This window comes from Bradyrhizobium sp. CCBAU 53421 (assembly GCF_015291625.1).
In the GTDB taxonomy this organism is placed as follows: Bacteria; Pseudomonadota; Alphaproteobacteria; order Rhizobiales; family Xanthobacteraceae; genus Bradyrhizobium.
On record NZ_CP030047.1, the window covers coordinates 744,700 to 769,544 of the forward strand.

The 24,845-nt window shown below is 65.6% G+C and carries 24 protein-coding genes and 1 riboswitch; of the genes, 10 read left to right on the forward strand and 14 right to left on the reverse strand.

What is annotated here, in order from left to right; genetic code table 11:
- Window positions 1–40 precede the first annotated feature (40 nt).
- Window positions 41–1,873, reverse strand: a complete 1,833-nt coding sequence (locus XH92_RS03340; RefSeq protein ID WP_246788205.1) for a chloride channel protein — start codon at window positions 1,871–1,873, stop codon at window positions 41–43.
- A 77-nt stretch (window positions 1,874–1,950) separates the two neighbouring features.
- Between XH92_RS03340 and XH92_RS42890 the strand changes: the two genes are divergently transcribed.
- Window positions 1,951–2,259 carry a hypothetical protein gene (locus tag XH92_RS42890; protein ID WP_246788207.1) on the forward strand — a complete coding sequence of 103 codons (309 nt, stop codon included), beginning with the start codon at window positions 1,951–1,953 and terminating at the stop codon, window positions 2,257–2,259.
- A 117-nt stretch (window positions 2,260–2,376) separates the two neighbouring features.
- Window positions 2,377–3,945, forward strand: a complete 1,569-nt coding sequence (locus tag XH92_RS03350) for a CYTH and CHAD domain-containing protein (protein WP_194457963.1) — start codon at window positions 2,377–2,379, stop codon at window positions 3,943–3,945.
- 44 nt (window positions 3,946–3,989) lie between these two features.
- Here the strand turns inward: XH92_RS03350 and XH92_RS03355 are convergent, their stop codons facing one another.
- Entirely contained in the window at window positions 3,990–5,222 is a 1,233-nt protein-coding gene (locus XH92_RS03355) for an MFS transporter (protein ID WP_194457964.1), read from the reverse strand.
- A gap of 172 nt (window positions 5,223–5,394) precedes the next feature.
- On the opposite strand from XH92_RS03355, the gene XH92_RS03360 reads away from it, so the two are divergent.
- Window positions 5,395–6,684, forward strand: coding sequence for a hypothetical protein (locus XH92_RS03360; RefSeq protein ID WP_194457965.1), 1,290 nt, complete (start codon window positions 5,395–5,397; stop codon window positions 6,682–6,684).
- A gap of 135 nt (window positions 6,685–6,819) precedes the next feature.
- Here XH92_RS03360 and XH92_RS03365 read toward each other — a convergent pair whose 3' ends face one another.
- Window positions 6,820–6,990, reverse strand: a complete 171-nt coding sequence (locus XH92_RS03365) for a hypothetical protein (protein ID WP_194457966.1) — start codon at window positions 6,988–6,990, stop codon at window positions 6,820–6,822.
- A 111-nt stretch (window positions 6,991–7,101) separates the two neighbouring features.
- Window positions 7,102–9,315, reverse strand: coding sequence for a TonB-dependent receptor (locus tag XH92_RS03370; protein ID WP_246788209.1), 2,214 nt, complete (start codon window positions 9,313–9,315; stop codon window positions 7,102–7,104).
- Window positions 9,316–9,478: 163 nt separating this feature from the next.
- Window positions 9,479–9,677: riboswitch (cobalamin riboswitch) on the reverse strand.
- 113 nt (window positions 9,678–9,790) lie between these two features.
- Here XH92_RS03370 and XH92_RS03375 point away from each other — a divergent pair.
- The 3 genes from XH92_RS03375 to XH92_RS03385 are packed head-to-tail and all read left to right on the forward strand — an operon-like array spanning window position 9,791 to window position 12,437.
- Complete coding sequence (locus XH92_RS03375; protein WP_194457968.1) at window positions 9,791–10,834, forward strand: iron ABC transporter permease; 1,044 nt, start codon at window positions 9,791–9,793, stop codon at window positions 10,832–10,834.
- A complete protein-coding gene (locus XH92_RS03380; RefSeq protein WP_194457969.1) occupies window positions 10,831–11,604 on the forward strand; it encodes an ABC transporter ATP-binding protein in 774 nt (257 codons plus the stop codon). Before XH92_RS03375 ends, XH92_RS03380 begins: the two co-directional genes overlap by 4 nt.
- Window positions 11,604–12,437, forward strand: a complete 834-nt coding sequence (locus XH92_RS03385; RefSeq protein WP_371817934.1) for an ABC transporter substrate-binding protein — start codon at window positions 11,604–11,606, stop codon at window positions 12,435–12,437. Before XH92_RS03380 ends, XH92_RS03385 begins: the two co-directional genes overlap by 1 nt.
- Before the next feature lie 45 nt (window positions 12,438–12,482).
- Here the strand turns inward: XH92_RS03385 and XH92_RS03390 are convergent, their stop codons facing one another.
- From XH92_RS03390 to soxX, 10 genes are all read right to left on the reverse strand, one after another.
- Window positions 12,483–13,325 carry an IS5 family transposase gene (locus XH92_RS03390; RefSeq protein ID WP_194455273.1) on the reverse strand — a complete coding sequence of 281 codons (843 nt, stop codon included), beginning with the start codon at window positions 13,323–13,325 and terminating at the stop codon, window positions 12,483–12,485.
- A gap of 225 nt (window positions 13,326–13,550) precedes the next feature.
- Complete coding sequence (locus XH92_RS03395) at window positions 13,551–14,591, reverse strand: MBL fold metallo-hydrolase (protein ID WP_194457970.1); 1,041 nt, start codon at window positions 14,589–14,591, stop codon at window positions 13,551–13,553.
- Window positions 14,592–14,873: 282 nt separating this feature from the next.
- Window positions 14,874–15,317: a DsrE family protein gene (locus XH92_RS03400; RefSeq protein ID WP_194457971.1), complete on the reverse strand. Its 444-nt coding sequence runs from the start codon at window positions 15,315–15,317 to the stop codon at window positions 14,874–14,876.
- Window positions 15,318–15,325: 8 nt separating this feature from the next.
- The gene (locus XH92_RS03405; RefSeq protein ID WP_194457972.1) at window positions 15,326–15,781 is read right to left on the reverse strand and encodes a hypothetical protein; all 456 of its coding nucleotides are present in this window, start codon (window positions 15,779–15,781) and stop codon (window positions 15,326–15,328) included.
- Window positions 15,778–17,526 (reverse strand): thiosulfohydrolase SoxB, encoded by a 1,749-nt coding sequence (gene soxB / locus XH92_RS03410; protein WP_194457973.1) that lies wholly within the window; start codon window positions 17,524–17,526, stop codon window positions 15,778–15,780. Before soxB ends, XH92_RS03405 begins: the two co-directional genes overlap by 4 nt.
- Before the next feature lie 36 nt (window positions 17,527–17,562).
- Window positions 17,563–17,877, reverse strand: a complete 315-nt coding sequence (locus tag XH92_RS03415; RefSeq protein WP_371817935.1) for a hypothetical protein — start codon at window positions 17,875–17,877, stop codon at window positions 17,563–17,565.
- Window positions 17,874–18,734: a sulfur oxidation c-type cytochrome SoxA gene (gene soxA, locus XH92_RS03420; RefSeq protein ID WP_194457974.1), complete on the reverse strand. Its 861-nt coding sequence runs from the start codon at window positions 18,732–18,734 to the stop codon at window positions 17,874–17,876. The genes XH92_RS03415 and soxA overlap by 4 nt, the downstream gene beginning before the upstream one ends.
- Window positions 18,731–19,042, reverse strand: coding sequence for a thiosulfate oxidation carrier complex protein SoxZ (gene soxZ, locus XH92_RS03425; protein ID WP_194457975.1), 312 nt, complete (start codon window positions 19,040–19,042; stop codon window positions 18,731–18,733). Before soxZ ends, soxA begins: the two co-directional genes overlap by 4 nt.
- A gap of 22 nt (window positions 19,043–19,064) precedes the next feature.
- On the reverse strand, window positions 19,065–19,559 hold the full coding sequence (gene soxY, locus XH92_RS03430; RefSeq protein WP_194457976.1) for a thiosulfate oxidation carrier protein SoxY: 495 nt from the start codon (window positions 19,557–19,559) through the stop codon (window positions 19,065–19,067).
- Window positions 19,560–19,591: 32 nt separating this feature from the next.
- Window positions 19,592–19,882, reverse strand: coding sequence for a sulfur oxidation c-type cytochrome SoxX (soxX, locus tag XH92_RS03435; RefSeq protein ID WP_194461093.1), 291 nt, complete (start codon window positions 19,880–19,882; stop codon window positions 19,592–19,594).
- A 388-nt stretch (window positions 19,883–20,270) separates the two neighbouring features.
- On the opposite strand from soxX, the gene XH92_RS03440 reads away from it, so the two are divergent.
- The 4 genes from XH92_RS03440 (at window position 20,271) to XH92_RS03455 (ending at window position 24,629) form a co-directional block, all read left to right on the forward strand.
- Window positions 20,271–20,960: a DUF938 domain-containing protein gene (locus XH92_RS03440; RefSeq protein WP_194457977.1), complete on the forward strand. Its 690-nt coding sequence runs from the start codon at window positions 20,271–20,273 to the stop codon at window positions 20,958–20,960.
- Between the two features lie 245 nt (window positions 20,961–21,205).
- Complete coding sequence (locus tag XH92_RS03445; RefSeq protein WP_194457978.1) at window positions 21,206–21,703, forward strand: type II toxin-antitoxin system HicB family antitoxin; 498 nt, start codon at window positions 21,206–21,208, stop codon at window positions 21,701–21,703.
- A 293-nt stretch (window positions 21,704–21,996) separates the two neighbouring features.
- Window positions 21,997–23,241: an MFS transporter gene (locus XH92_RS03450; RefSeq protein ID WP_194457979.1), complete on the forward strand. Its 1,245-nt coding sequence runs from the start codon at window positions 21,997–21,999 to the stop codon at window positions 23,239–23,241.
- Between the two features lie 173 nt (window positions 23,242–23,414).
- Window positions 23,415–24,629 carry an MFS transporter gene (locus XH92_RS03455; RefSeq protein ID WP_194457980.1) on the forward strand — a complete coding sequence of 405 codons (1,215 nt, stop codon included), beginning with the start codon at window positions 23,415–23,417 and terminating at the stop codon, window positions 24,627–24,629.
- Window positions 24,630–24,845: the final 216 nt, after the last annotated feature.

The following is a 24,845-nucleotide window of genomic DNA, read 5'->3' on the forward strand; positions in this document are numbered from 1 at the left end:
GCCAGGCGGAAATTTGTTCCGCGGGGAAGCCGCTGCAGAGCTACCGCGCGCCGAAGAACGCCGTCTTCTGGGTCTCCTCGGCCTGCAGCTTGGCGCGCACGCGCATCAGGTCCTTCCAGCCGATATAGCCGACGAGGCGCTGGTCCTCGCGCGAGATCACAGGCAGGTGCGAGACGTTGACCTGCATCAGGCGATCGGCGAGCCGGTCGAGATATTCATCGGGATAAGCGACGGTGATCTTGCTCCCGGTCAGCAACTGCTTGAGCGTCGCGGTACGGTGCGTGCCGGCGCGGCGCCAGCGCAGCACCGACGGCGGATCGATCACCCCGAGCACGTGATGGTTGGCGTCGACGACCGGGAAGCTCGGGTGACCGGTCTTCGGGTTGGTCAGGAAGGCTGCCGCGCCGTGCAGCGTCATGGTGTCCGCGACGGTCTCGACCGCCTTGGTCATCACGTCGCGCACGCGCGTCAGGGCGAAGGGATCGACCCGGTACTCGCGCACCAGATGGTGGCCGCGCCGCGCCACCTTCTCGGTCAGGATCGAGCGCCGCATCAAAAGCACCGTGACGCCATGCGCGGTGCCGCAGGCCGCGATCAGCGGCAGCAGGACATGGGTGTTGCCGGTGAGCTCGACCGCGAAGAAGGTTGCGGTCAAAGGCGAGCGCATCGTGCCGCCCATCGTCGCCGCCATCGCCAGCAGCGCCCAGAAGCCGGGGCTCGCTTCAGGTAGATAGCCGCTCAGCGCCGTTCCCATCGCGCCGCCCATGATCAGCAGCGGCGCCAGCACGCCGCCCGACGTGCCGGAGCCGAGCGCGACCGACCAGATCACGGCCTTCACCACGAGCAGCAGCAGCGCGGCCTTCAACACCACGTCGCCTTGCAGCATCGACGCGAGGTTGTCATAGCCGACGCCGAGCGCCTGCGGCTCGATCAGCCCGCCGAGGCCGACGACCAGGCCGCCGATCAGCGGCCACCACATCCAGTGGATCGGCAGCTTCAGGAACAGGTCCTCAAACCCATAGACCAGCTGGGTGAGAACGCCCGACAGCAGCCCGGACAGGATTCCGATCAGCATCCAGGCGCCGAGTTGCAGCACCGAAATGTCGACGCTGCCGGTGAACGGAAACAGCGGCGCCTGCATGTGCAGGAAGGTGCGCCCGACCGCCGCCACTACGGCTGCGACAGTGACGGGAATGAAGCTGCGCGGCGTCCATTCGAACAGCAACAGTTCGACCGCGAGCATGATCGCCGCGATCGGCGTTCCGAACACCGTGGTCATGCCGGCGGCGGCGCCGGCCACCAGCAGGGTCTTGCGCTCGTTGTCCGTCACCGGAAGCATCTGGGCAATCAACGAGCCGATCGCGCCGCCGGTCATGATGATCGGGCCTTCGGCACCGAACGGGCCGCCGGTGCCGATCGACACTGCTGACGACAACGGCTTGAGGATCGCCACCTTGGGATCGAGCCGGGAACGGCCGAGCAGGATCGCCTCGATCGCTTCCGGAATGCCGTGCCCGCGGATCTTATCGCTGCCGAAGCGCGCCATCAGGCCGATGATCAGCGAGCCCGCGACCGGCACCAGCACGGTCCAGAGGCCAAGCGGGGAATCCTGCAATTTCAGGTCGGCGAAGCTGAACTTGCCGAAATAGGCGATGTTGGTGGCGAGTTTGATCAATTCCAGCAGTCCCGCACCGGCCAGCACGCCGGCGGCGGAGACGAACACGGCGATCGCCGAGATCACCACGACACGCGGATCGGTGGTGAAGTCGCTCAGAAGATGGCCGGCCTTGTCGCCGATCGTATTGCTGGTCTTGGCGCCGGCTGTGGCACTTGTTTCGGCGGGGGCGGTCGATTTGCTGGAAATGACGCTCATCGGTGGCGTAAGGCTCGGGTGAAGTGGACCGCGGCGTAATATCGTACTGCGATATAATTACAAGCGGGAGCCGTCGAATGGCAGCGTTGAAGGGACCTTCGAAATCGCAGGCCAAGGCTCTGAATCAGGCCAAGGCTCTGAATAAGGCGCGAAAGCGGGTTCCGAGCCAAGCCGATGACGAGGCGCTGTCGCAATTCCGCTATCTGATCCGCCGATTTCTGGAATTCAGCCAGGATGCCGAAGGCCGAGGCCCTGAGGCGGATCGAGCCGCTCTTGAAGCAGGTGCTGTCGCGACGATCGGAATGAATGCGTCGCGCACACCGTCGCGCGGCAGGATTCCTTCGCTCTTGGCTAGCGGAGTAGCCACGCACAACTTGACCGCGTAGATTTAGATAAAATGCGCGGCTAATGCACGCTGCGATACGGCGGTATGCCTTGTCATTGTCATGAATACTTCATAAACCATGCCGGGGACGTTATCATTGGACGGACGGCGGCCGGTCGTGACCGATGCGGGCACTGCCATTGCCATGAGGCATGGCGATCAGGCGGAAATCGAACTCAAGCTGCTTGCGCCGCAAGGAAGCCTCGAGAAGCTGCGCGAGGCACCCTGCATCGTGCAGTATGCGCGCAATCGCGGCGCATTTCACCGGCTGGAAACGGTGTACTACGACACGCCGGAGCGACTGCTGTTTCAGCATGGCATGTCACTGCGCGTGCGACGTAGCGGCAAGAACTTCATCCAGACGCTGAAGCTGGCACCCAATGGTGCGCAGCCTCTGTCGCGTCGCCAATGGGAGGTGCCGGTTGAAGGCATCGCCCCTGATCTGGCGCGACTGCCCGCCGACGAGGTCGGCGATCCCGTGGCGGCGCTGAGCAACGATACGCTGGTGCCGGTCTTTGCGACAAAGGTGCGCCGGCACGCGCGGCAGCTCGACCTGCCCGATGCGTCGATCGAAGTCGCATTCGACGAGGGGACGATCGAGGCCGATGCGCGCCAGGAGGTGCTGTCGGAGATCGAGCTTGAACTGAAGAGCGGCAATGCCGGCGTCCTGTTCGATCTCGGAACGCAGTTGCTCGACGCCGCGCCGCTGCAGATCGGCACGCGCAGCAAGGCGGAACGCGGCTATGCGCTCGCGTTCGATGTCGCGCCGTCGGCCGCGAAGGCCGAATTGTCGGGCATCACCGCGGAGCTCGTGGTCGACGACGTCATCGCATTGTTGGTGGGTTCCTGCTGGCATCATCTTTTGAAAAATCACGCGGTGGCCGAGCAGGGATCGGACCCCGAAGGCGTGCACCAGATGCGCGTGGCGTTGCGGCGCTTGCGGACGATCTGTGCGCTGTTCCGGCGCGACATTCCATCGCCGGCATTTCTGGCGATCAATGGCGAAGCAAAATGGCTGATGCGGCAACTCGGCCGGGCCCGCGACTGGGACGTCTTCGCCGGAACGACGATCACCCGCCTGGTCAGCGCGGTTCCGGATATCGACCTGGACGGCCTCCGCAAGGCGGTCGAGCAGCGGCAGAAGTCGAGCTACGGGACTTTGCAAAGCGTTCTGGCTGATCCCCGATGCAGCCGCTTCCTGCTTTCGCTGGGGCATTTGGTGGAACGCCGCGGCTGGCGCAACGAGATCGACAGCGAAGCGCTGGCCGTCCTGTCGCAACCGATACCGGTGCTAGCCGACAGGATATTGCAACGATTGCATCGCAAGACTTTGAAGCGGGGTGCGGGATTCCGGCGGCTCGATATCCACGCACAGCACAATCTGAGGATCAACCTCAAGAAGTTGCGCTATGCGGCGGAGTTCTTCCTGCCGCTTTATGCCGCCCACGCGCCGGCGAAACGCTACGTGAAGCGGCTCGCCGGGCTACAGAACAGCCTCGGGCGGGTGTGCGACATCGGCAGTACGCGCGTGCTGCTCCACACCATCGCGCAGGACGATCAGCCTGCGCTTCATCTCGGCATCGGCGCGATGGCCGGCTGGCTGGCCCGCGATCAGATCGCGGTGACGAAAGCGCTGCGCAAGAGCTGGCGACGATTCAAGATGACACCCGCATTCTGGGGCCGGTAAATCGGGCCTTTCGCGGACGGCAGCTGCGCGATTGGAGCAATCGCCTAACGGGGCTGCGCCTGGATGGCGAGCTCGGAGGCCTGCGGCTTGCGCTCGGTGACCAGCGCGAGCAGCACGGTCAGCACCATGAAGCACACGGACGCGCCGAACACCCAATGCGGCATGTGCTGGTCCATGATCCAGCCGAACAATAGCGGGCTGACGATGCCGCCGAAGTTGAAGCCGGTGGAGACGATGCCGAAGGCGCGGCCGGCGGCGCCGGGAGGCGCCGCGTTGCGCACCATCATGTCGCGCGACGGCGCGATCACGCCGCCGAGGAAGCCGGCAAGCCCCATCGCGAGCGTGAGTGCCACCGGCGGCAGGTTCAGCAGCGCGATCAGCAGCACCAGCGCGGCATTGACCGCGAAGCAGGCCGCGGCGAGCTGGCTGTGGCGATGGGTCCAGTCGGCGAGATACCCGCCGGCGAGCACGCCCGCGGCGCTGGCGCCGAGGAACGCGGTGAGCGCGATGTTGGCGGTCGAGAACGACGCGCCGTAGCCCCCCATCAGCGCGACCACGCCGAAATTGTTGATGCCCGAGGTCGACAGGCTGAGCAGCGTGAAGAAGGCGGTCAGCACCATCAGCGCCGGGGTGATCACGCTGGCTTTCGGCGCGGTGTCGTCCTTCGGCTTGTTCTTGTTGGCGCCGGCATCGGGAATCCCGAGCACGATCAGGAACAGCGCCACCAGCGGTCCGACCGCGCCGGCGACGACCAGCGCGCCGAGGCCGCCGATCGAAGCGACCAGCGCTGCCATGATCGCAGGCGCCACCGCGCCGCCGAGGAAGCCGGCAAAGGTGTGGATCGAGAAGGCGCGGCCCATCCGCGCCTCGTCCATATGGGCCGAGAGGATCGCGTAATCGGCCGGATGGTAGACGCTGTTGGCGAGGCCGAGCAGCACGGCGCAGACGATCAGCGAGGTATAGCTCAAATGCAGGCCGAGCCCGATCAGCGCACAGCCACCGACGGTGAGCCCGATCAGCAGGATCTTGCGCGCGCCGATGTGGTCGGCGAGGTAGCCGATCGGCGCCTGGGTCAGGCCGGAGACCACCGCAAACACCGTCAGTGCGAAACCGAGCTCGACATAGCCGACGCCGAGCTGCTGCTTCAGGAACGGGAACAGCATCGGCAGCACGAAGATATGGAAATGGCTGACCCAATGGGCGACCGAAATCCCCGTCAGCGTGCGCAGCGCGCTGTCGGCCTTCGCTTGCTGCGGTGCGGCCAGAATGTCGACCATGTCCGTGACAACCCACCCTTTTCAAAGCCCGGCAGGGCGGGCAGAAAATAGAGGCTGGCCGCTAATTGTCCATGAACGCGGGCGCATGGCTGCCTTCGCCGCGGGCGTGCCGGATCGACACATGCGGCATTAAAGGCGGCGACAAAGTGTGGCCGCGCGGTAATGATCGGTCATGATCGACGCCAAAAAGCCGCTCCGGGTGCTTGTGTCGGAGGGCTCCAGCACCTCCGGCCGCGAGACGATCACGATCCTGGGGCTGGCCGGCCATCACGTCGAGGTCTGCGATCCCTCGCGCTGGTGCCTGGCGCGCTATTCCCGCTTTGTCCGCAAGTACCACCATTGTCCGCCGCTGCGGTCGGATCCGGCCGGCTTCCTCGGCTTCGTCGAGCGGCTATTGGCATCGCGGCGTTTCGATGTGTTGCTGCCGACCCATGAGCAGGGGTTCTTGTTCGCCCGCGCCGCGGCGCGGCTGACATCGCGTACCGGCCTTGCACTGCCGGATTTCGACAGCTATCGCGCGGTGCACAGCAAGGCCGCTTTCTGCTGGCTGCTCGACCGGCTCGGCCTGCCGCAGCCGCCGACCCGGATCGTGCACTCGGCCGACGAACTGCGCGAGGCGATGCGGTTTCCATCCGTGGTCAAGACGTCGGTCGGCACCGCGAGCCGCGGCGTCTGGTTCGTGCGCGACGCCGGCGATCTCAACCGCGCGCTCTACGACCTGGAATCTTCCGGCGATTTTGCCGGCGAAGTGCTGGCGCAGGATCTCATCACGGGCACGGTCGAGAAGGCCCAGTCGGTGTTCTGCCGCGGCACGCTGATCGGCTTCCACGCCTACCGGCAGATCGTGGCCGGCGTCGGCGGCGGCGAGGCGATCAAGGAGAGCGTGAGCCGGCCGGCGATCCGCGCCGCGCTCGAGACCATCGGCGCGCATCTTAACTGGCACGGCGCGCTCTCGGTTGACGTCGTCATGCCGCTCGACAGCGCGACGCCGTTGTTGATCGACTGCAATCCACGGCTGGTCGAGCCCATGAACGCGTACCAGTCGGGCACCGATCTGGTCGATCTCCTGCTCCGCGTCTCGCTCGGCGAGACGCCGGCCCCGCTGCCCGATGGCCGCGCCGGGGTGCGGACGCATCTTGCCATGCAGGCGCTGCTCGGCAGTGCGTCCCGCGACGGCACCCGGCGCGACCTGATCCGGGAATGCGGCCGCATCGCTTCCGGTGAAGGTCTCTATCGCGGCAGTGTGGAAGAGCTGACGCCCATGCGGCTTGATTGGCTCAGTGCCGTGCCGCTGGCGATGACGACGGCGTTGCTGCTGGCGTCGCCGCCGATCGCCTCATCGCTGGCCCGCGGCGGCTTTGGCGCGCATCTGCTCGATCGCGGGAGTATCAAGATGATAGAGGGCGAGGATTTTCTGCGCGATACCTCACCACGTCGTCCGGGCGAAGGCCGAGAGCCATAGCCACCGCTGGTCATTGTTGCGCATCGGTGGGGCTACAGCCTGTCTCAACAACCCAACCCTGTGGTTATGGGTCCCGGCTCCCGTGCGCAATTGCGCACTAGGCCGGGACGACGTGGAGATGGATGTCGTCCAGCCCTACAACGGCTCGTCATCATTGCCGTAACGATCGAGCTTCGGCGTGGCGATGTCGCCGTCCTCGTAATAATCGTCGTCCTGCGGCGCTGCGGGCGGAGGCTTTTTCGACTTGTCGTCGACCTTGTCGTTGCTTCCGGCGCTGCCCTTGCTCTTCTTTCCGACCTTGCCCATGCGTTTCCCCTGCGCGGGTCAAATCATCTGCCGGAATTCTACCCCGTTTCCCCGGAACTTGTAACGTGAGGAGATGGCATGGCGGGTCACGTCCGCCGCGCCAATCATGCTCTAGAACGTCGCGCCGGCCTTGACCATGTAGGTGCGGCCGGGCAGCGGATAGGCCGAGAAGCGGCCGGCCGTGAACGAGCTCGCGATCGCGTAGTCGTAGTAGAGCGCGTCGAACAGATTGTTCACGCTGAGCGACCAGAAGAAGCGGTCATATTGCCCGCTCAGCTTGATATCGGCGGTGGCGTTGCCGGGAATTTTGCTCTGGGTGTTGGCCTGGTCGTTGTCCATGATGCGCGAGCTCCAGGCCCGCACCGTGGCGTCGAACACCAGATAGTTCTGCCAGATATTCCAGGTCACGCCGAGATTGCCGGTGGTGCGCGACACCAGCGGCACGTCGTTGCCGGCCCAGATGCCTTCGCGGAACACCGCGCGGGTGATCGCCATGCCGCCGCGCAGGGTGACGCTGTCGCTCACCCGGAGCGAGGCGCTGGTCTCGCTGCCGTAGCGGCGGGTGGGATCGAGGTTGACGTTGTAGAACAGCACCGGGTTGAAATGGATCTCGTTCTCCAGATCCATCAGATAGACGCTGGTCTGCACCTGAAACAGATTGGTCCTGACCCGGAAGCCGCCCTCGACGTCCTGCGACGTCTGGGTCTTGAGCTGGAAGTTCTGCGGGATCGGGGCGAAGGTCACGGGATCGAACGCCGGCCCTGATGCCACGCGCTCGTCGACGTCGGGCGTGCGGAAGGCGCGCGCGGCACGGCCGAACACCGAGAAGGTGTCGGTGAAGCGATGCTCGGCGCCGACATGCAGTGCGTATTGGGTCTCGTTGCTGTCGAGCGGTGCCGCCTGCGTGTCGAAGGCAAACGGCGCATTCGGATCGTATCGATCGCGCGCCGAGACGCTCGTGTTTTGCACGCGCGCACCGTAAGAGAAATCGGTCGTCGGCAGCAGGCCCAGCGTATGCTGCCAGTATCCGGCCACGGTCTGCTGCTCGATATTGTAGATGTGATAGGGATCGACGCCCCGATAGGCGCCGCGCGCCTCGCGGAAGGTCGAATCGTAATGGTCGATGCCGGTCAGGATCGTCGACGGCATGCCGAGCATGACGTTCTTGACGCTGAGGCGTGGCGTGATTGACCAGGTTTCGAGCGCCGCGTCATTGTAGGTCGAGGCGAAGTTGATGGTCGGCACGGTGCCGAAGAAACCGCTTTGCGTCTCGCGCTGCCGCCAGCCGCCGTCGACGATGAGGTCGACGCCGTTGATCAGCGTCTTGGTGAAGCCGGCGGTGACGCTGGCGGTCTGCTGATTGGCATAGTCGAACGGCGTTGCCGCGCCTCTGCGATCGGTGAGCAGCTCGTTGACGCCGATCGACGGATCGACTAGGCGCCCGCCGGGCAGGCCGAGCTTCTGGTCGCTGCCGGTGACGGTGAGGAAGGCGGTGAGATCGGATGTCGTGTAGTTGACGTTGCCGACGGCGTTGCGCTGGTCGAGCGCATTGTTGACGCGGTAGCCGTCGGACTTGATGCCGTTGCCGTAGAACGAGGTCGACCACGGGCCGGAATTGAGCGCCGCGGACACCGCGGCCATGCGGGTGTTGAACGAGCCAAAGCCACCTTCGGCGCGCATCGTGGCCGGCGGACCGCCGGCGCCGGTCTTGGTGATGATGTTGACCACGCCGCCGACCGCATTGTCGCCATAGAGCACCGCGCCGGTGTTGCCGCGGGTGATCTCGATGCGCTCGATCGAATCCAGCGGGATCGTGGTGAGATCGAAGCCGGCCTTGTCGACGTCGTTGAGGCGGCGGCCGTTGAGCAGGAACAGGGTGTTGTCGGAGGCGAATGCGCCGAAGCCGCGCAGGTCGACCGAGGTTTTGGCGCCGTTCGGGCCGCCATAGAGCGATTGCAGCTGGACGCCCGGCACCTGCGCGAGAATCTCGGGCAGCGATTGCGATGGCGAATGCGCGATGTCGTCGGCGGTGATCACGGCCGAGGAGGAGCCGACGATGCCGGCGAACTGGCGGCCGCCGCCAGTGCCGCCAGTTCCGGAGGCTGCTCCAGTCCCTGTCGTGTTCGATCCGGCTCCGCTGCCTACATTGTTGCCTTGCGGGGTGCCCGGCGCCGGGCGGCGCGGCGCCGGCGCCTCGTCAGCGGCCGGCCTGGCGCGGGTGAAATTCTGGTCGTTCGGCCGGGTGACTTCGATGGCCGGCAGCTGATCGGGAGAGGGCGCCTGCTGCGCCCGCGCGGTGGAGATGATGATTGTCGGCGCGATCATCGTCGACGCGAGCAGAAGCGCGCGGCGGCGCCGATGCGGAGGGAGGGAGAACATGAAGCGAGACCTCGGTGACGTCAGTGGCACGTCACCGCGAACCAGTCTCACCATCGTGCTTGCAGCATCAGGTGAAGCTCATGCCTGTACTCCCCGACCGGCATCTTCGCGTGTGACCACGGCTGACGGCAGGTCTCCTGGCTCGCGGGTCGTTACCCTTCGTCGCCTTCCCAGGACCGAGATTCCCAGTGGCCTGTGACGAAGGATTCACCGCATACAGTTGCGGGGGCAGCCGCGGCATTGGGGAAGTCTCCCCGCACCGCATTCCCTTTTCATCTCATGAAAGAACCGTCATGGTCATCTAGGGTTCGGCCGGTCGGCAAAGTCAATCCGGCGGCGGTCGGGCGGCGGCCAGGGGGACCACGGTTTTTGTCGGGTGTCGCTTGTCTGCCACGGCGATCGCTGTAAGAGCATGGATTGGATGAGCGTGCGGGATTTTGCCTTGGCGGCCGAGGTCGCGGCGCGGCGCCGGTGGAGCGCCACCGCGGCGCTGCTCGCGCTCGTGGTCCTGCTGTGCGTGATCTCGCTCGGCGTCGGGCCGGTGCGGCTGTCGCCGCTTGCGGTGATCGAGGCGCTGTTCGGCGGCGGCAGCGACGTGGCGCAGGTGATCGTGCGCGAGATCCGGCTGCCGCGCACCATCCTGGCGTTCGCGATCGGCGGTATCCTCGGGCTGTCAGGCGCGGCGCTGCAGGGCCTGCTGCGCAATCCGCTGGCCTCGCCGTCGCTGTTCGGCGCGCCGCAATCGGCGGCATTCGGCGCGGTGCTGGTGATCGCGCTTGGCCTTGCCGATGTCCGCTCCTACGCACTGCCGGTGGTGGCGATCATCGCCGCGTTCGGCTCGGTGTTCGCGCTGCTCGCGATCGCCGGCCGCAATGCCGGGCTGTTGATCCTGATCCTCGCCGGGCTTGCGATCTCGAGCTTTGCCGGGGCTGCGACGGCGCTGGTGATGAATCTCTCCAGCAATCCCTTCGTGGTGCTGGAGATCGCATTCTGGCTGCTCGGCTCGCTGGAAGACCGCAGCTTCCAGCACGTGGCGCTGGCGCTGCCCTTCATCATCGCGGGTGCTGCCGTCCTGCTCAGCCAGGCGAGCGCGTTCCGCGCGCTGACGCTCGGTGAGGAAGCCGCGCAGAGCCTCGGCGTCGATGTCGGGCGGCTGCGGCTCCTCGTGATCACGGGTGTTGCGCTCGGCGTCGGCGGCGCGGTGGCGGTGACCGGCACGATCGGCTTCATCGGCCTCGTCGCGCCGCATCTGATGCGTCCTCTGATCGGTCACGATCCGGCGCGGCTCCTGGTGCCGAGCGCGCTCGCCGGTTCGGCACTGCTGCTCGCGGCCGATATCGCGGTGCGCATCATCCCCCAGACCTCGGACATCAAGGTCGGCGTGCTGACCTCGATCATCGGCGTGCCGTTCTTCCTTTACCTCATCATGCGCGAACGCCGCGCGCTCGGCGGAGGCGTGGCATGACGCTGCTCTCCGCCACCGCGCTCAACGCCTCGCTCGGCAGCCGCAAGGTGCTGCACGATGTCTCGCTGTCGCTGGCAGCCGGTCATCTGGTCGCGCTGGTCGGGCCGAACGGCGCCGGCAAGACCACGCTGCTGCGTGCGTTGGCCGGGCTGATTCCGTCCGACGGCGAGATCCGGATCGGCGGCGACACATTGGCGTCGCTGCCGCTGCGCGAGCGCGCCAGGCGCTTCGCCTATCTGCCGCAAGGGCATATGGTGCACTGGCCGCTGCCGGCGCGCGATATCGTCGCGCTAGGCCGCTATCCGCATGGCGCGACCGATCCGGCGCGGCTGTCGCCGAAGGATATCGAGGCGGTGCTGCGGGCGATGCAGGCGGTCGACGTCACCGCGTTCAGCGATCGCCGCGTCACCGAGCTCTCCGGCGGCGAGCGCAGCCGCGTCGCGCTGGCCCGGGTGCTGGCGGTGGAGGCGCCGGTGATCCTCGCCGACGAGCCGACCGCCTCGCTCGATCCGCGCCACCAGATCGACGTGATGCAGAAGCTGCGCAACGTCGCCGACACCGGCGTGTTGGTCGTCGTGGTGACGCACGATCTCGGGCTCGCGGCGCGGTTTGCCGATCATGTGCTGGTGCTGTCGGAGGGACGGCTGGCGGCGCAAGGCGCGCCCGCTGTGGCGTTGTCGGAGAGCGTGTTGGCCAGCGTATTCCGGGTCAGCGCCTACCGCGCCGAATTTCAGCGCGAGGCCGTCATTGTGCCGTGGGCGGACGTCTAATGCGCGCGCGACGTCTGGCAGCCTTTGTTGCGGCATGGCTGATGTCGTGTGCAGCCGCCTCCGCCGCCGGACCGCGCATCGTCTCGATGAATGTCTGCAGCGACCAGCTGGTGCTGTCGCTGGCCGACCCGGACCAGATCATGGGCCTCAGCCGTTTCTCGCGTGACGCCTGGCAATCCTGGGCCGCCGAAAAGGCGCGAAACTATCCGCTTCTGTCCGGCGAGGCCGAGGACGTGCTGCTGCTCAAGCCCGACATCGTCGTGGTCAGCCTGTTCGACAAGCGCGCGACCCGCGATCTCTTGAAGGCCCACGGCATGCATCTGGTCGAATTCACGGTGCCGCGTACGCTGGACGAGGTGAAGGATCAGATGCGCGCGATGGGCGATGTGGTGCAGCATCCGGATCGCGCCGAGGTGGAGATCGCACGCCTCAATGCGGCCATCGCCCGCGCGCGCGCAGTGGCGAGCGCGCATCACTATCGCGTGCTGCCGGCGGAGCGCCGCGGCTTTGTCGCTGGTCGCAGCAGCCTGATCAGCTCGTTGCTGGCGGCAACCGGCCTGACCAATGCGGCCGGCGAACTCGGGCTCGATGCGGGCGGATTTGCCTCGCTCGAGGCGATCGTAAAGCTGCGGCCGGATTTCATCCTGGTGTCGGAAGCCGGCGATCGCGCCGAGGATGACGGCCGCGCCTTCCTGCTGCATCCGGCGCTGGAGCTCTTCTATCCGGAAGACAAGCGCATCGTGCTGCCCGAGCGGCTCACCGTATGCGGCGGCGTGATGCTGGCGGATGCGCTGGATCGGCTGACGGAAGAGTTGCAGCGGGTGACGCGATAGATGAAGCGCCCCGCGATCTAAGTCCCGTCATCCTGAGAGTCTGACTCAAAAAGCGCTGAATGTTTTTGGGCATGCCAAGCGCCTAGTTAGTAGCCTGAGGTGTGCGACGAGGATCCAGGCGGTCTCGGTTGCGGCGGACCCTTCGAAGTCTTTGGCAAGGCGGCGGCACCTACCGCACCAGGCGAAGGTGCGTTCGACCACCCAGCGCCGAGGCAAGAGCTGGAAGCCTTTGACGCCATGCGGTCGCTGGACGATCTCGATCGTCCACGGCTTGCAATGAGCCAGGGCTTTGAGAAGCTGCTCGCCGCGGTAAACACGGTCGGCAAAGACGTGGCGCAGCTTGGGGAAGCGGCGGCGTAGTCGCTCCAGCACCGGAACGGCGCCGTGGCAGTCCTGAACATTGGCAGGATGGACATGGACGGCCAGCAGCAGGCCATCGGTGTCGGTGACGATATGCCGCTTACGCCCGCAAATGCGCTTGCCGGGGTCGTAGCCCCGCGCGCCGCCAGCTTGGGTCGTTGGCGCACTCTGGCTGTCGATCACAGCTGCGGTCGGGCTGGGCTTGCGCCCAAGCTGCTGGCGGGCTCGCCGGACCAGACGTTTGACAATCTTCTGCCAGCGTCCGGTATCGCGCCAAGCATAGAAATACCCTTGAACCGTCGAATACGGCGGGAACTCCTTCGGCAAGGCCCGCCATTGGCACCCGGTCGACAGGATGTAGAGGATCGCCTGTACGACCTCGCGCAAATCGACTTCCCGCGGTCTCCCCAGCCGCCGCCGCGGCGGCATCTGTCGGGCAATCAGCGCCCACTCCCGATCGGTCAGATCGCTTGTGTAGCGCAGCCCATTGCGCTGATACTCGACGCGAGTGATTTCGGTCCACGGCATCGTGCCCTCCCTCGAATCTTCGCAAATCCGAAGGAATCACAGCCAACCGAAATCACTCACTGCTTTTTCAGTCAGGCTCTGAGGTGCGAGCCCTTGCGAGCCTCGAAGGATGCACGGCCCGGATTTCTCCAAGTCTTCGCGGAGCGAGTGGGGCCGTCGCCCTTCGAGGCTCGCTTCGCTCACACCTCAGGGTGACGGTGCTAGAAATTGTGCGCGGCTAACGAGCTACCCCATCACCACCGGCCCGCCGGCCTTCTTCCACGCGTCGATGCCACCCTCGATATGCGCGGTGTTGGCCAGTCCGGCCTTCTTCGCCGCCGCCACAGCCATCGCGGAACGCTCGCCGAACGCGCAGAAGAACACGACGCGGCGGCCGGTCGCGGCGGCGACTTCGCGCAGCATGCCGCCGGGTTGCAACGTGGTGCAGATGCCGGGATAGGGCGCGTGCAGCGCGCCCGGAAGTGTGCCGTGCTTGGCCCGCTCGCCGCTCTCGCGCAAATCGACCAGCAAGATGTCGGGCCGGCCGAGGCTCGCGATGGCGTCGCGCGCACTGAGGGAGAGGCCTTCCTTGGCGAGCTCGTCCTGGTGCAGGCCGACATGCATGTTGGCGGGCACCACGACGTCCATCAGCTTCGGATTCGGCAAATTGAGGTTGTTCATCAGCTCGACATAGTCGTCGATCGACTTCACCTGCAGCCGTGGATTGTAGCGCTTCTCCTCGCCGATGGTGGAGACGGTGTCGCCCTTGTAGTCATGCGCCGGGAACACCAGCGTCTCCTCGGGCAGCTTGAGCAGGCGGTTGAAGATCGAATCATACTGCGCCCGCGCGCTGCCGTTCTGGAAATCGGTGCGGCCGGTGCCGCGGATCAACAGCGTGTCGCCGGTGAAGACGCGGTCGCCCATCAGGTAGCTGTAGGAATCGTCGGTGTGGCCCGGCGTGTACAACGCCTCGAGGCAAAGGCCTTCGATCGTCACCTTGTCGCCGTCGGAGACGCGCATCGACACCACGTCGGCCTTGCTCTGCTCGCCCATGATCGTGATGCACTGGGTGCGGTCGCGCAGCTCGCCGAGGCCGGTGACGTGATCGGCATGCAGGTGCGTATCGACGGCTTTGACCAGCCGCAGGTCGAGTTCCTGTAGCAGCTTGCAGTAGCGGTCGGCTTTCTCCAGCACCGGATCGAGGATCAGCGCCTCGCCGCCGGCGCGGCTCGCGAGCAGGTAGCTGTAGGTGCCGGATACGCTGTCGAAGAGCTGGCGAAAGATCATGACGGCTTACCTGTTCTCCGGGTCGAGTCGCGTGGAGGATATTATTCCATAGATGAGGGCGATTCAAAGTAAATCCATCCCCCGGGTAATCCGGTCCCGTCACCCGCCAATCCATCACCGTCACCCTGAGGAGCCGCGAAGCGGCGTCTCGAAGGGTCGACGCCCGGCTCTTTCCGAGAGGAGTATTGGCGTGCGGAAGCAATGGGGCCGCGCATCCTTCGAGACGCCGCTGCGCGGCTCCTCAGGATGACGGGTTTGGCTTGTTGAGTAGGCTCCGAGCCCCTACGGCCTCACGTAACTCCAGCCCTGCTCCTGCAACTCCATCAGATGCACCACGCCTGACGGTACGATGGTGGCGTCGGGGACGACGGAGATGGCGTGGCCCTCGGCCTTCTCCATACCCTGCTTGGTGTTGTTGCAGGCGGAGAACTGGATCTTGCCGGGGAAGACGTCATCCTTGAGCCGCTTGATGCGGTCCTGCACCGGCGAGGTATCGCTGCGCAGCATGTTGAGGCCGGGACCGTAGGTGACGATGTCGATCTCCACGTCCTCGTTCCTGGCGCGGTAGTACTCGATCACGTTGGTCGCGTTGTTGAGCGCGAGGTTCATGACCTGCGGATCGTTCTGGTCGACCTGGATCGCGATGTGATGCGGCTTGTCGGCGGCGGGTGCGCTCGCCGTGAAGGCAAGCGAAAGCATTGCGGCAACGGCGAGACGGCGAAGCATGAGGACTCCTAGGGGCGGACCAGCGTATAGCCGTTCTCGGTGAGAAGCAGGATCTGCGCGACGCCGACCTGTACCGGAGTGGCGGCGGCGATATACTCCGGCCGCTTGCCGGTGTCGCGCTCGATGGTGTCGACGGTGTTGAGGCAGATGTCGACCCGCGCACCTTGCGCGACCAGGCTCTCGACCAGCTTGCGGTTGGCGTTATCGGCCTTGAGCAGGTCGATGCCCGGGCCGAAGGCGACGATCTCGACCGCGACCTTGTCGGGGTCGTAGTGCTTCATCAGATTGCTGGCGACGCTGAGGACAAGGCCCTGCTTCTTCGGGTCGCTGTCGGAGAGCTGCAGTACGACCTTGTGCTCGGCGAATGGCTTGTCCTGCAGCGGCGCCAGCTGGGCGCGGGCGAGCGGCGCCGCGAGGATGAGCGCCGTAACGCCGAGCACGGCGATGAACGCGCGCCGCGTCATCCGTGCCTCGCAATGCCGAGATTGTCCTCGACGCCTTTCAGGGTCACGCCCGGTTCGTCGCGGTTCGGCGGCCGGCCGGAGCGCAGGTGCCTCGCCACGACATCCCAGATCGGTGCGCCGTTCTGCTGGTTGACCGAGGCCCAGCCCGCGACCTTGTAGTGCTTGCCGGCTTCGAGATGCTTGCCGTTGCCGAGCTTCAGCTCGGAGATGCGCTTGCCGACATTCTCGCCCGGCGTGCAGGTATAGGCGAGGCCGCCGACGCGAACCATGTCGCCGCCCTGCTGATAATAGGGATCGGCGTTGAACAGATTGTCGCAGACGTCTTCCAGCACATCCTTGATCTGGCTGCCGGTCATTGTCGCGACGTAGGTCTCGGGATAGGTGATCGCGGTTTCCGACAGCACGTCTTCCATGGTCAGCGGCTGGCCGGCCAGCGTGGTGAGGCCCCAGCGGAAGCCGGGCGACAGCGCAATCTCGGCGTTGAGCTCGTTCAGCAGCGCGTCGCAGATCAGCTGGTCGACGGTGCCGGAGAAATTGCCGCGTCGGTAGAGCAGGCGGTCGGCCGTGCCGAGCTTGTCGCTCCATTCGTCGACATGCGGATCGCGCATCTTGTCGATCAGCGTCTGCATCGCCGGATCGGGCTTCAGGAGCTCGGCAAAAACCGGCAGCAGCCGGTAGCGGATATTGGCGACCTTGCCCTTGGCGAGGTCGAGATCGAGTACGCCGATGAACTTGCCGTTGGAGCCGGCATTGGTGACCAGCGTGACGCCGCCGGGATTGGTCACGGTGATCGGGATCGGGATCGCGTCGTGGGTGTGGCCGCCGAGGATGACGTCGATGCCGGTGACGCGGCCGGCGAGTTTGAGGTCGACGTCCATGCCGTTATGCGACAGCAGGATCACCGCCTCGACCTTGTCGTTGTTGCGATGGCTATCGACGAGCTTCTGCAGCTCGTCGTCGCGGATGCCGAACTTCCAGTCCGGCGTGAAGCGCTTGGGGTGCGCGATCGGCACATAGGGGAAGGCCTGGCCGATGATTGCGACGCGGTGGCCGCCGATCTCCTTGATGATAGACGGCTTGAACACCCGCCCCGAGGCCGGATCGAACGCCTTGGCGTCGTTGAACGCGGCCTCCTCGGTCAGGAACACGTTCTGCGCCAAAAACTCGCCCTTGAAGCGGGAGAGGTTGTCGCGCAGCACCTGTTCGCCATAGGTGAACTCCCAATGCCCGGTCATCGCCTCGATGCCGAGCAGATTGGCGGCCTCCACCATGTCGGCGCCGTTCATGGCGTGGGCGAGCCCTGAGCCCTGCCAGAGGTCGCCGCCGTCGAGCAGGATCGAGCGCTTCTCGCCGACATCGGCGCGCAGCTTGTCGACCAGCGTCTTCAGATGAGCAAAGCCGCCGAGCCGGCCGAAGCGGACGGCGGCCTTCTCGAACTCGACACAGGTAAAGGCATAGGCGTCGGCGCTGTCGGGCCGGATGCCGAAGCGGTCGAGGAACGCCTTGCCCACCAGATGCGGCGGCTGGCCGGCCATCGCGCCGACCCCGATATTGACGCCGGGCTCGCGGAAGAACACCGGCCTCAGCTGCGCATGCGTGTCCGTGATGTGCAGGATGCGGGCGTTGCCGAAGCGTTCGAGGTCGTAGACGCTCGCGGTATCGGCGCCGCGCGCAAGGCGGGGCAGGCCGGCCGCAAGCGCAGCTGTAGCCGAAGCTCTCAGGAAATCCCGGCGGCGGATGATCATCACTCTCTCCGCGCGGCCCCCGAGGCCAGCGCGCCTTTAACGAACTTCCATGTCCTTCCAGCGTTCCTTTTCGCTGGTGGCCTGGAAGATCGATGCCTTTGCCAGCGCCTCGGCCTCCTTGGCCTGGGCGACTGCGGTGTCGAAATCACCAGCCTCACCGGCCTTTTTTGCGGCGGCGAGGGTCGAAGCGGTGGTGGTCCACTGGTTGCGCAGGCTGCCGGCCTCCTTGTTGGCGGCTTCGGCCGCGGCATACGCCGCCTTGTAGTCGGCTTCGGAGGCGGCAAGCGCGCCGGTTGCCGTCGCGATCAGCAGGGCCGATGCAGCGAGGATGGCTCTCATGACCGGGTTCATGGCCGTGCTCCCGGCCCCGAAATCGGCAGGCCATTGCTGACATAGGACAAATAGTATTCGAGGTTGCGATACTCGTCGTCCTGCGGATTGAGCGGCACGCCGCGGATCTGGCTGTTGCAGGTGGTGAAGCGGCGGCTGGTCGTGCCCATGCCCGACCATTCCGAGCGGTAGATCGGCATCGCGTTCAAAATGCCGAGCGCCGGCGCCAGCACCTCGGCGCGAATCCGCTCGCCCGGGCTCTGGATGTGGCAGGTGGCGCAGGAGAAATTGAGCTGGCCGCGGCGGGTGTAGAAATACTCCTTGCCCTTCTGATAGGCCTCCAGCGCGCGCGGATCGTTCGGGATCTTGATATCCATCGGCTTGCCGCGCGAGGTGAAGGCCATGTAGGCGGTGAGCGCCGCCATGTCGTCCTTCACATAGGAGAACGGCGCCTCGCCATTGGCCTCGCGACAGCGGTTGAGTGCGAGCTCGAGCGTGACGACCTTGCCTTCCTTCTCGTCGAAATAGGGATAGTTCTGGCGGATGCCGATGCCCTGGTTCGGGAAGCAGTCGGCGTAGGTCTTGCCGTTCTTGAACGGCGTCGAGAACATCTCCTTGCCGGCTTCGAGCGAGAACTCGTAGGGCGGAAACTGCTCCTTCTCTTCCCACTGCTTGTGCAGGTCCTCATTCATCGAATAGGGACCGTTGACGAAATCCTCGGGCTTCAGCTTGGGGAATTTATTCGTGAAGAACTTCTGGAACGCGGCCTTGTCGGCGGCGGGATCGACGCTGTCGGCCGCGCGCGCAGCTGGTGCGAGCGCCAGCACGCCAAGCGCGAGCGAGGCAATTGCTGCGCTAATTGCGAAGCGCCGCGTCATTGAATCTTCGCCGTGGTGGTATCGGTCGCGCCCTTGTTGTCGACCCAGCTGACCTTCAGATCGTCGCCCTTCTTGCCGCCCTTGAAGGCGAACTTGACGTAAGGGTCCTTGGAGACGCCGCCGCCCCAGTCGGCGACGAACACCGGCTTGCCGTCATACTCGAAGGTCAGCTGCTGGATGAAATGCGGCGGGATGATCTCGCCCTTGGCGTCCTTGACGAAGCCGGAATCCATCGGATGCTGGATCAGCGCCTGCACCTCGGTGGTGTCGCCGCTTGACGTGGCGCGCACGCGAATGCTCGATGCCATCTTGATTGTCCCTTGATTGAACTCAGCCGCCGCAGCCGCCGACGGTGACCTTGATTTCCTTGCTTGCGCTGTAGAGCTTGCCGCCGGCCTCGACGATCACGGTGACGTTGCTGGTCTTGGCCATCTTGATGCGGTTGGCGACGCTCGGCAGCGTGCCGGCGGGAATCTTGTATGAGGCAATCAGCGAGATCGGGTTCTCGCTCACCAGGAACGAGATCGAGGTGACGTCTGATAGCGTCGTGGTGGCGGAGATCGGCACCACCGCGCCGTTCTCGGCGATCTCGGGTGCGTCCATCTTGACCTTGTCCGACGGCTCGGCGGTCTTGCCATAGAGCGCCTTGATCGCATCGGCCTCGTTCTTCTGCTTGAACGCCTCTTCCGGATATTTGTCGTTGGCGGCGGCGAGCGCCCGCGGCACGTCGAACGGAATAACGCCAAGGCCGATCAGCGCGGCGACGCCCGCGCCCTTCAACACCAGGCGGCGGTTCGTCAAGAATTCGCTGGTCGTGATGTTCATCGAAAAAATCTCCTCAAGCTGATGTCGCCGCGTCACAGCGTCTGCAGGAAGTCCACCACCGCGTCGATTTCCTTCTCGCTCAGAATCCGGTTGCGGCCGAACGGCGGCATCATGGTCTGCGGGTTGCGCTTGGTCTCGTCGGTCACGATCGCGATCAGCTCGTTGCGGCTGTATTTCGCCTTCAGGCCGGTCAATTCGGGGCCGATCGTGCCGGGCAGGTCGCCGCCCTTGATGACATGGCAGGTCAGGCAGTTGCCCTTGCCGCGGTCGAAGGCGAGCTTCTGGCCCTCGGCGGCGGATTGGCCCTGCGCGGGCGCGGCCATGGCGGTGCCCGCCAGCAGCGCCAGGACGAAGGCTGGCTTGGAGAAAGTGGCGATCAAGGACGTTTCCCGGGCTTCAATCTCGATGATCCCATCGCAATATAGAGAGTGGAAAGCACAAAGGCTATCGGCTGGCAATGTGGAGAATAGGCGTGTTGCGACGGGGTTAATGTGCTTTAGCGAATGTCCGCAGACACGAAATTGCGCCCGTCACCCTGAGGTGCGAGCAGAGCGAGCCTCGAAGGGTCGACGGCCCGACCGTAGCCGATTCATCCTTCGAGGCTCGCAAGAGCTCGCACGTCAGGATGACGGATTTGGCAGTATCGCCGTCCGGTTCCGCTTTTGCGGCTTGCGGCTGCACGGTCTACATACGGCTAACAGGAGAAGCGCGGTGGCGGAGTTCGTGGTGGAGTTCGGCAAGGACGGCAGACCGGTCGAGCCGGACGGGCGGCTCGATGCGGCAGCATTCCACCGCAATCACCTGCCGATCTGGGCGGTCCTGAAGAATTACCTCGCCGGCCAATCCGGCGATGTGCTGGAGGTGGGCAGTGGCACGGGCCAGCACGTCGTCTATTTCGCCGGCCAGGCGCCGGATATCATTTGGTGGCCGAGCGACCTCCATGCCGCGCATCTGCGCAGCATCGAAGCCTGGCGCGCGCATGCCGCCCTTCGCAACATCCGGCCGCCGCAGCCGATCGATCTGTCCGATCCGGCCTGGTCGCCCGTGTCGCAGGGCGGCAAAGGTCCGGACAAACTGCTCGCGATCTTCTGCGCCAATGTGATCCACATCGCGCCGTGGCGTGTGGCCGAGGGCCTGTTCGCCGGCGCCGCGCGACATCTGCGCGCCGACGGCCGGCTGTTCCTCTACGGCCCGTTCAAGCGCGGCGGCAAGCACACCGCGCTCAGCAATGCCGTGTTCGATACGTCCTTGCGCGAACGCGACGCCGAATGGGGCGTGCGCGATATCGCCGATGTCGAGGCGCTCGCGGAAGGCGTCGGGCTGAAGCTCGCCGGCAGCTTCGAGATGCCAGCCAACAACATGATCCTGATGTTTGTCCGGAAGGATGGCGCGCAATCGTAGGGTGGATTAGCCGACCGCGTCCGCCGTAGCGCACGCGCGACGGCGGAAGGCGCAATCCACCGCCGCCGCATAATGGCGGGTTACGCTTCTAACCCGCCCTACAAAGCCGTGATCGATCGGCTACTAGCCGGCCACCACCATCCGTCCCGAGGGTCCATTGCGCGGTCTCCCCACGATCGGCGCGTTGTGTGATTTGACACACTGAAGTGTGTGTGAAATAGCATACTCCGACGACGGAGGCCAGAATGACGAGACGGCTTTATCCGGCCGTGCTGGAGCGCGGTCCGCGCGGCGCGTTCGGGGCGTGGTTTCCCGACTTTCCCGGGTGCGTCGCCGGCGGCAAGTCGCAGGAGGAGGCGATCGAGCGTGCCGAGCATGCGCTGGCGCAGTCGGTCGACGGCTGGGTCGAGCAGGGTCACGCGCTGCCGGAGCCGACGCCGATCGAGCGGATCGTGCCGCCGAAGGGCTCCGACGTTGCCGCGTTCTTCATGGTCGGCGTCGATCCGCCCGATCCGTCCGAGCGCGTCAACGTCTATCTCCCGAAAAGCCTGATCGCGCGCATCGACAAGCGCGCCGCCGAGCTCGGCATGAGCCGTTCGAGCTTCTTCGGCTTTGCGAGCTCGCTGGCGCTCGAATGGCCGGGCGGCTATCCGCGCGGCGCCCCGATCGCGCCGCGCTCCAAGGTGCACAAGACCGGCGCGCTGCGCGCCGAGAAACGGCCGGGCAAGAAGCCTGTGCGGTAGGTGCTCTCGCCAAGCTCTACCCCCGTCACCCCGAGGAGGCCGCAACGCGGCCGTCTCGAAGGGTCGACGGCCCGACCGGTGGCCGTGCATCCTTCGAGACGCGCTACGCGCTCCTCAGGATGACGGGACTGATAGAAGTGTCGGGCTGCCGTGATGTCACTCTAGATCACGCGATCTCGTGTGCGCCTCCTGCATGGCGTACGCCCGTTTGCGCCGGTTGATCGGCCTCGACCCGCTCTCCATAGTGCGCCCGATTTGGGGGCTCCCGCCGGGGCTTCAGGGCGGGACTGCCGATGATCGACGTGACAGCTGCGGATGAGGCGAGCGACGACGCGCGGGCGCGCAGCAATGTGTGGCGGCTTGCGGCGGCGCAGGCGCTGACCGGCGCCAATTCGGCCGTGATCTTCGCCACCGGTTCGATCGTCGGCGCGACGCTGGCGCCAGACATCTCGCTCGCGACGGTGCCGCTCTCGATGTATGTGCTCGGGCTTGCCGCCGGCACGCTGCCGACCGGCGCGATCTCGCGCGCCTATGGTAGGCGCGTCGCCTTCATCGTCGGCACCTTCTGCGGCACGCTCACCGGCGCGCTCGGCGCCTGGGCGATCCTGCACTCGTCGTTCTGGCTGTTCTGCGGCGCGACCTTCCTCGGCGGGCTCTATGGCGCCGTCGCGCAGTCCTATCGCTTTGCCGCCGCCGATGGCGCCAGCGTCGCGTTCCGGCCCAAGGCGGTGTCGTGGGTGATGGCCGGCGGCGTGTTCGCCGGCGTGCTCGGGCCGCAACTCGTGCAATGGACCATGGACATCTGGCCGCCTTACCTGTTCGCATTCTCGTTTGTGATGCAGGCGCTGGTCGCACTGGTGGCGATGGCAGTGCTGTCGGGGGTCGACGCGCCGAAACCCGCGGCGGCGGATCTGCATGGCGGCCGCCCGCTGCTCGAGATCGCGAGACAACCGCGCTTCATCGCCGCGGCGCTGTGCGGCGTGATCGCCTATCCGATGATGAACCTGGTGATGACCTCGGCGCCGCTCGCGATGAAGATGTGCGGGCTGTCGGTCAGCGATTCCAATTTCGGTATCCAGTGGCACATCGTGGCGATGTACGGCCCGAGCTTCTTCACGGGCTCGCTGATCGCTCGGTTTGGCGCGCCTCGCATTGTCGCGCTCGGGCTGGCGCTGGAGGCGGTGGCCGCGATGATCGGGCTGTCCGGCATCACCGCACCGCACTTCTGGGCAACGCTGTTCGTGCTCGGGATCGGCTGGAACTTCGCGTTCGTCGGCGCCTCGGCGCTGGTGCTGGAAACGCACCGGCCGCAGGAGCGCAACAAGGTGCAGGCATTCAACGATTTCCTGGTGTTCGGCATGATGGCGATCGGCTCGTTCTCATCGGGCCAGCTGCTCGCGCATTACGGCTGGAACGCCGTCAACATGGTGGTGTTTCCGCCGGTGCTGCTCGGGCTCGTCGTGCTATCGCTGGCCTCGTTCGCCAAGCGGCGCGCGAAATTGCGTGCGGTGGAAGAAATCCCGGACCCGAGTATCTAAGGCTCGTTGTTTGAGCATGGTCTGTTCGGAAAACCGCTTCGCACTTTTCCGGACCATGCTGCTGCCAATTGCTGACACTTCGATCCGTTTCGAAGTGACCGGCTTGCACGGCTCCTTACATCGTGAGAACGGATAGATCCGGTCATGACGATGTCGGGAAGCAAGAGCAAGAAATGGACGCATCCTCACCCACGCTGCATGACGAATCCTCGCTTGGTTACGAAGGCTGGCGCATCGTCGTCGTCTGCTTCCTGCTTGCGACCTTCGGCTGGGGGCTGGGCTTTTACGGCCAGAGCGTCTACGTCGCCGAGTTGCACAAGCTGCACGGCTGGCCGGCGTCGCTGATCTCGTCGGGCACGACCTTCTTCTATCTGTTCGGCGCCGCGCTGGTCGCCTTCGTCAGCGAGGCGATCAAGGCGTTCGGCGCGCGCAGCTGCCTGATCGCCGGCACTTTCGCGATGGCGGTCGCGGCGGTTGCGATCGGCGAGGTGCGCGAGCCGTGGCAGCTCTATCTTGCCGACGCGCTGCTGGCGTTTGGCTGGGCCGGCACCAGCCTCGCCATCATCACCAACACGCTCGGCCTTTGGTTCGACAAGAAGCGCGGCATGGCGATCAGCCTGGCGCTGAACGGCGCGAGTTTTGGCGGCATCGTCGGCGTGCCGCTGCTGGTGGCGGGGATCGGCACTTTCGGCTTCTCCGGCGCGATGATCGCGGCCGCGGTGCTGCTCGTCGTGGTGATGGTGCCCGTGATCCTGATCTTCGTCGGGCGGCCGCCGATGCACCTGCACGCGGTGACCTCGGCGGCGGCCGATGCGCCGTCGGCGACCCAGGTGCGCGCCCGTGCGCTGCGCGACATCCGCTTCCTCTCGGTGTCGGTTGCCTTCGCGCTGGTGCTGTTCGCCCAGGTCGGCTTCATCGTGCATCTGATCGCCTACCTCGATCAGGTGATCGGCCGCGAGCGCGCCACCGTGGCGATGGCGCTGCTGACCGCGATGGCCGTGGTCGGCCGAGTCTCGTTTTCCTTCGTGATCGACCGGCTCAACCAGCGGCTGGCGTCAGCGCTGTCCTTTGTCAGCCAGGCGATCGCGCTCGCCGTCATCATCAACGTGCACAACGACATCGCACAGATCGCCGCCTGCGCGCTGTTCGGCTTCTCGGTCGGCAATCTGATCACGCTGCCGGCGCTGATCGTGCAGCGCGAGTTCGATCCGCGCGCGTTCGGCGTGCTGATCAGCCTGATCACGGCGATCAACCAGATCACCTACGCCTTTGGCCCCGGCGTGATCGGGCTGCTGCACGATCTCTCCGGCAGCTACACGCTGCCGTTCTACGGCTGCATCGGCCTCGAGCTGATCGCGGCGGTGACGATCATGACGAAAGGGAAGTAGCTTCCACCTCCCCTTGAAAAGGGGAGGTGGCTTTGCTCGCAGAGCAAAGCGGGTGGGGATCCGCTCTCTCCACTTGCACCGGAGCCCGCGGCTGACCCCCATCCCGACCTTCCCCCTTTCAGGGGGAAGGGGAATAAGGATCTGTCGTAGCCTGTAGCCCGGATGGAGCGAAGCGCAATCCGGGAACAGTATCGTCTCATAGAAAGAACCCCGGAT

Coding starts and splice junctions, on each gene's coding strand:
- XH92_RS03340 (WP_246788205.1), bottom strand. CDS start 1,873: ATGAGCGTCATTTCCAGCAAATCGACCGCCCCCGCCGAAACAAGTGCC.
- XH92_RS42890 (WP_246788207.1), top strand. CDS start 1,951: ATGGCAGCGTTGAAGGGACCTTCGAAATCGCAGGCCAAGGCTCTGAAT.
- XH92_RS03355 (WP_194457964.1), bottom strand. CDS start 5,222: ATGGTCGACATTCTGGCCGCACCGCAGCAAGCGAAGGCCGACAGCGCG.
- XH92_RS03360 (WP_194457965.1), top strand. CDS start 5,395: ATGATCGACGCCAAAAAGCCGCTCCGGGTGCTTGTGTCGGAGGGCTCC.
- XH92_RS03365 (WP_194457966.1), bottom strand. CDS start 6,990: ATGGGCAAGGTCGGAAAGAAGAGCAAGGGCAGCGCCGGAAGCAACGAC.
- XH92_RS03370 (WP_246788209.1), bottom strand. CDS start 9,315: ATGATCGCGCCGACAATCATCATCTCCACCGCGCGGGCGCAGCAGGCG.
- XH92_RS03375 (WP_194457968.1), top strand. CDS start 9,791: ATGAGCGTGCGGGATTTTGCCTTGGCGGCCGAGGTCGCGGCGCGGCGC.
- XH92_RS03380 (WP_194457969.1), top strand. CDS start 10,831: ATGACGCTGCTCTCCGCCACCGCGCTCAACGCCTCGCTCGGCAGCCGC.
- XH92_RS03385 (WP_371817934.1), top strand. CDS start 11,604: ATGCGCGCGCGACGTCTGGCAGCCTTTGTTGCGGCATGGCTGATGTCG.
- XH92_RS03390 (WP_194455273.1), bottom strand. CDS start 13,325: ATGCCGTGGACCGAAATCACTCGCGTCGAGTATCAGCGCAATGGGCTG.
- XH92_RS03395 (WP_194457970.1), bottom strand. CDS start 14,591: ATGATCTTTCGCCAGCTCTTCGACAGCGTATCCGGCACCTACAGCTAC.
- XH92_RS03400 (WP_194457971.1), bottom strand. CDS start 15,317: ATGCTTCGCCGTCTCGCCGTTGCCGCAATGCTTTCGCTTGCCTTCACG.
- XH92_RS03405 (WP_194457972.1), bottom strand. CDS start 15,781: ATGACGCGGCGCGCGTTCATCGCCGTGCTCGGCGTTACGGCGCTCATC.
- soxB (WP_194457973.1), bottom strand. CDS start 17,526: ATGATCATCCGCCGCCGGGATTTCCTGAGAGCTTCGGCTACAGCTGCG.
- XH92_RS03415 (WP_371817935.1), bottom strand. CDS start 17,877: ATGAACCCGGTCATGAGAGCCATCCTCGCTGCATCGGCCCTGCTGATC.
- soxA (WP_194457974.1), bottom strand. CDS start 18,734: ATGACGCGGCGCTTCGCAATTAGCGCAGCAATTGCCTCGCTCGCGCTT.
- soxZ (WP_194457975.1), bottom strand. CDS start 19,042: ATGGCATCGAGCATTCGCGTGCGCGCCACGTCAAGCGGCGACACCACC.
- soxY (WP_194457976.1), bottom strand. CDS start 19,559: ATGAACATCACGACCAGCGAATTCTTGACGAACCGCCGCCTGGTGTTG.
- soxX (WP_194461093.1), bottom strand. CDS start 19,882: ATGGCCGCGCCCGCGCAGGGCCAATCCGCCGCCGAGGGCCAGAAGCTC.
- XH92_RS03445 (WP_194457978.1), top strand. CDS start 21,206: ATGACGAGACGGCTTTATCCGGCCGTGCTGGAGCGCGGTCCGCGCGGC.
- XH92_RS03450 (WP_194457979.1), top strand. CDS start 21,997: ATGATCGACGTGACAGCTGCGGATGAGGCGAGCGACGACGCGCGGGCG.
- XH92_RS03455 (WP_194457980.1), top strand. CDS start 23,415: ATGGACGCATCCTCACCCACGCTGCATGACGAATCCTCGCTTGGTTAC.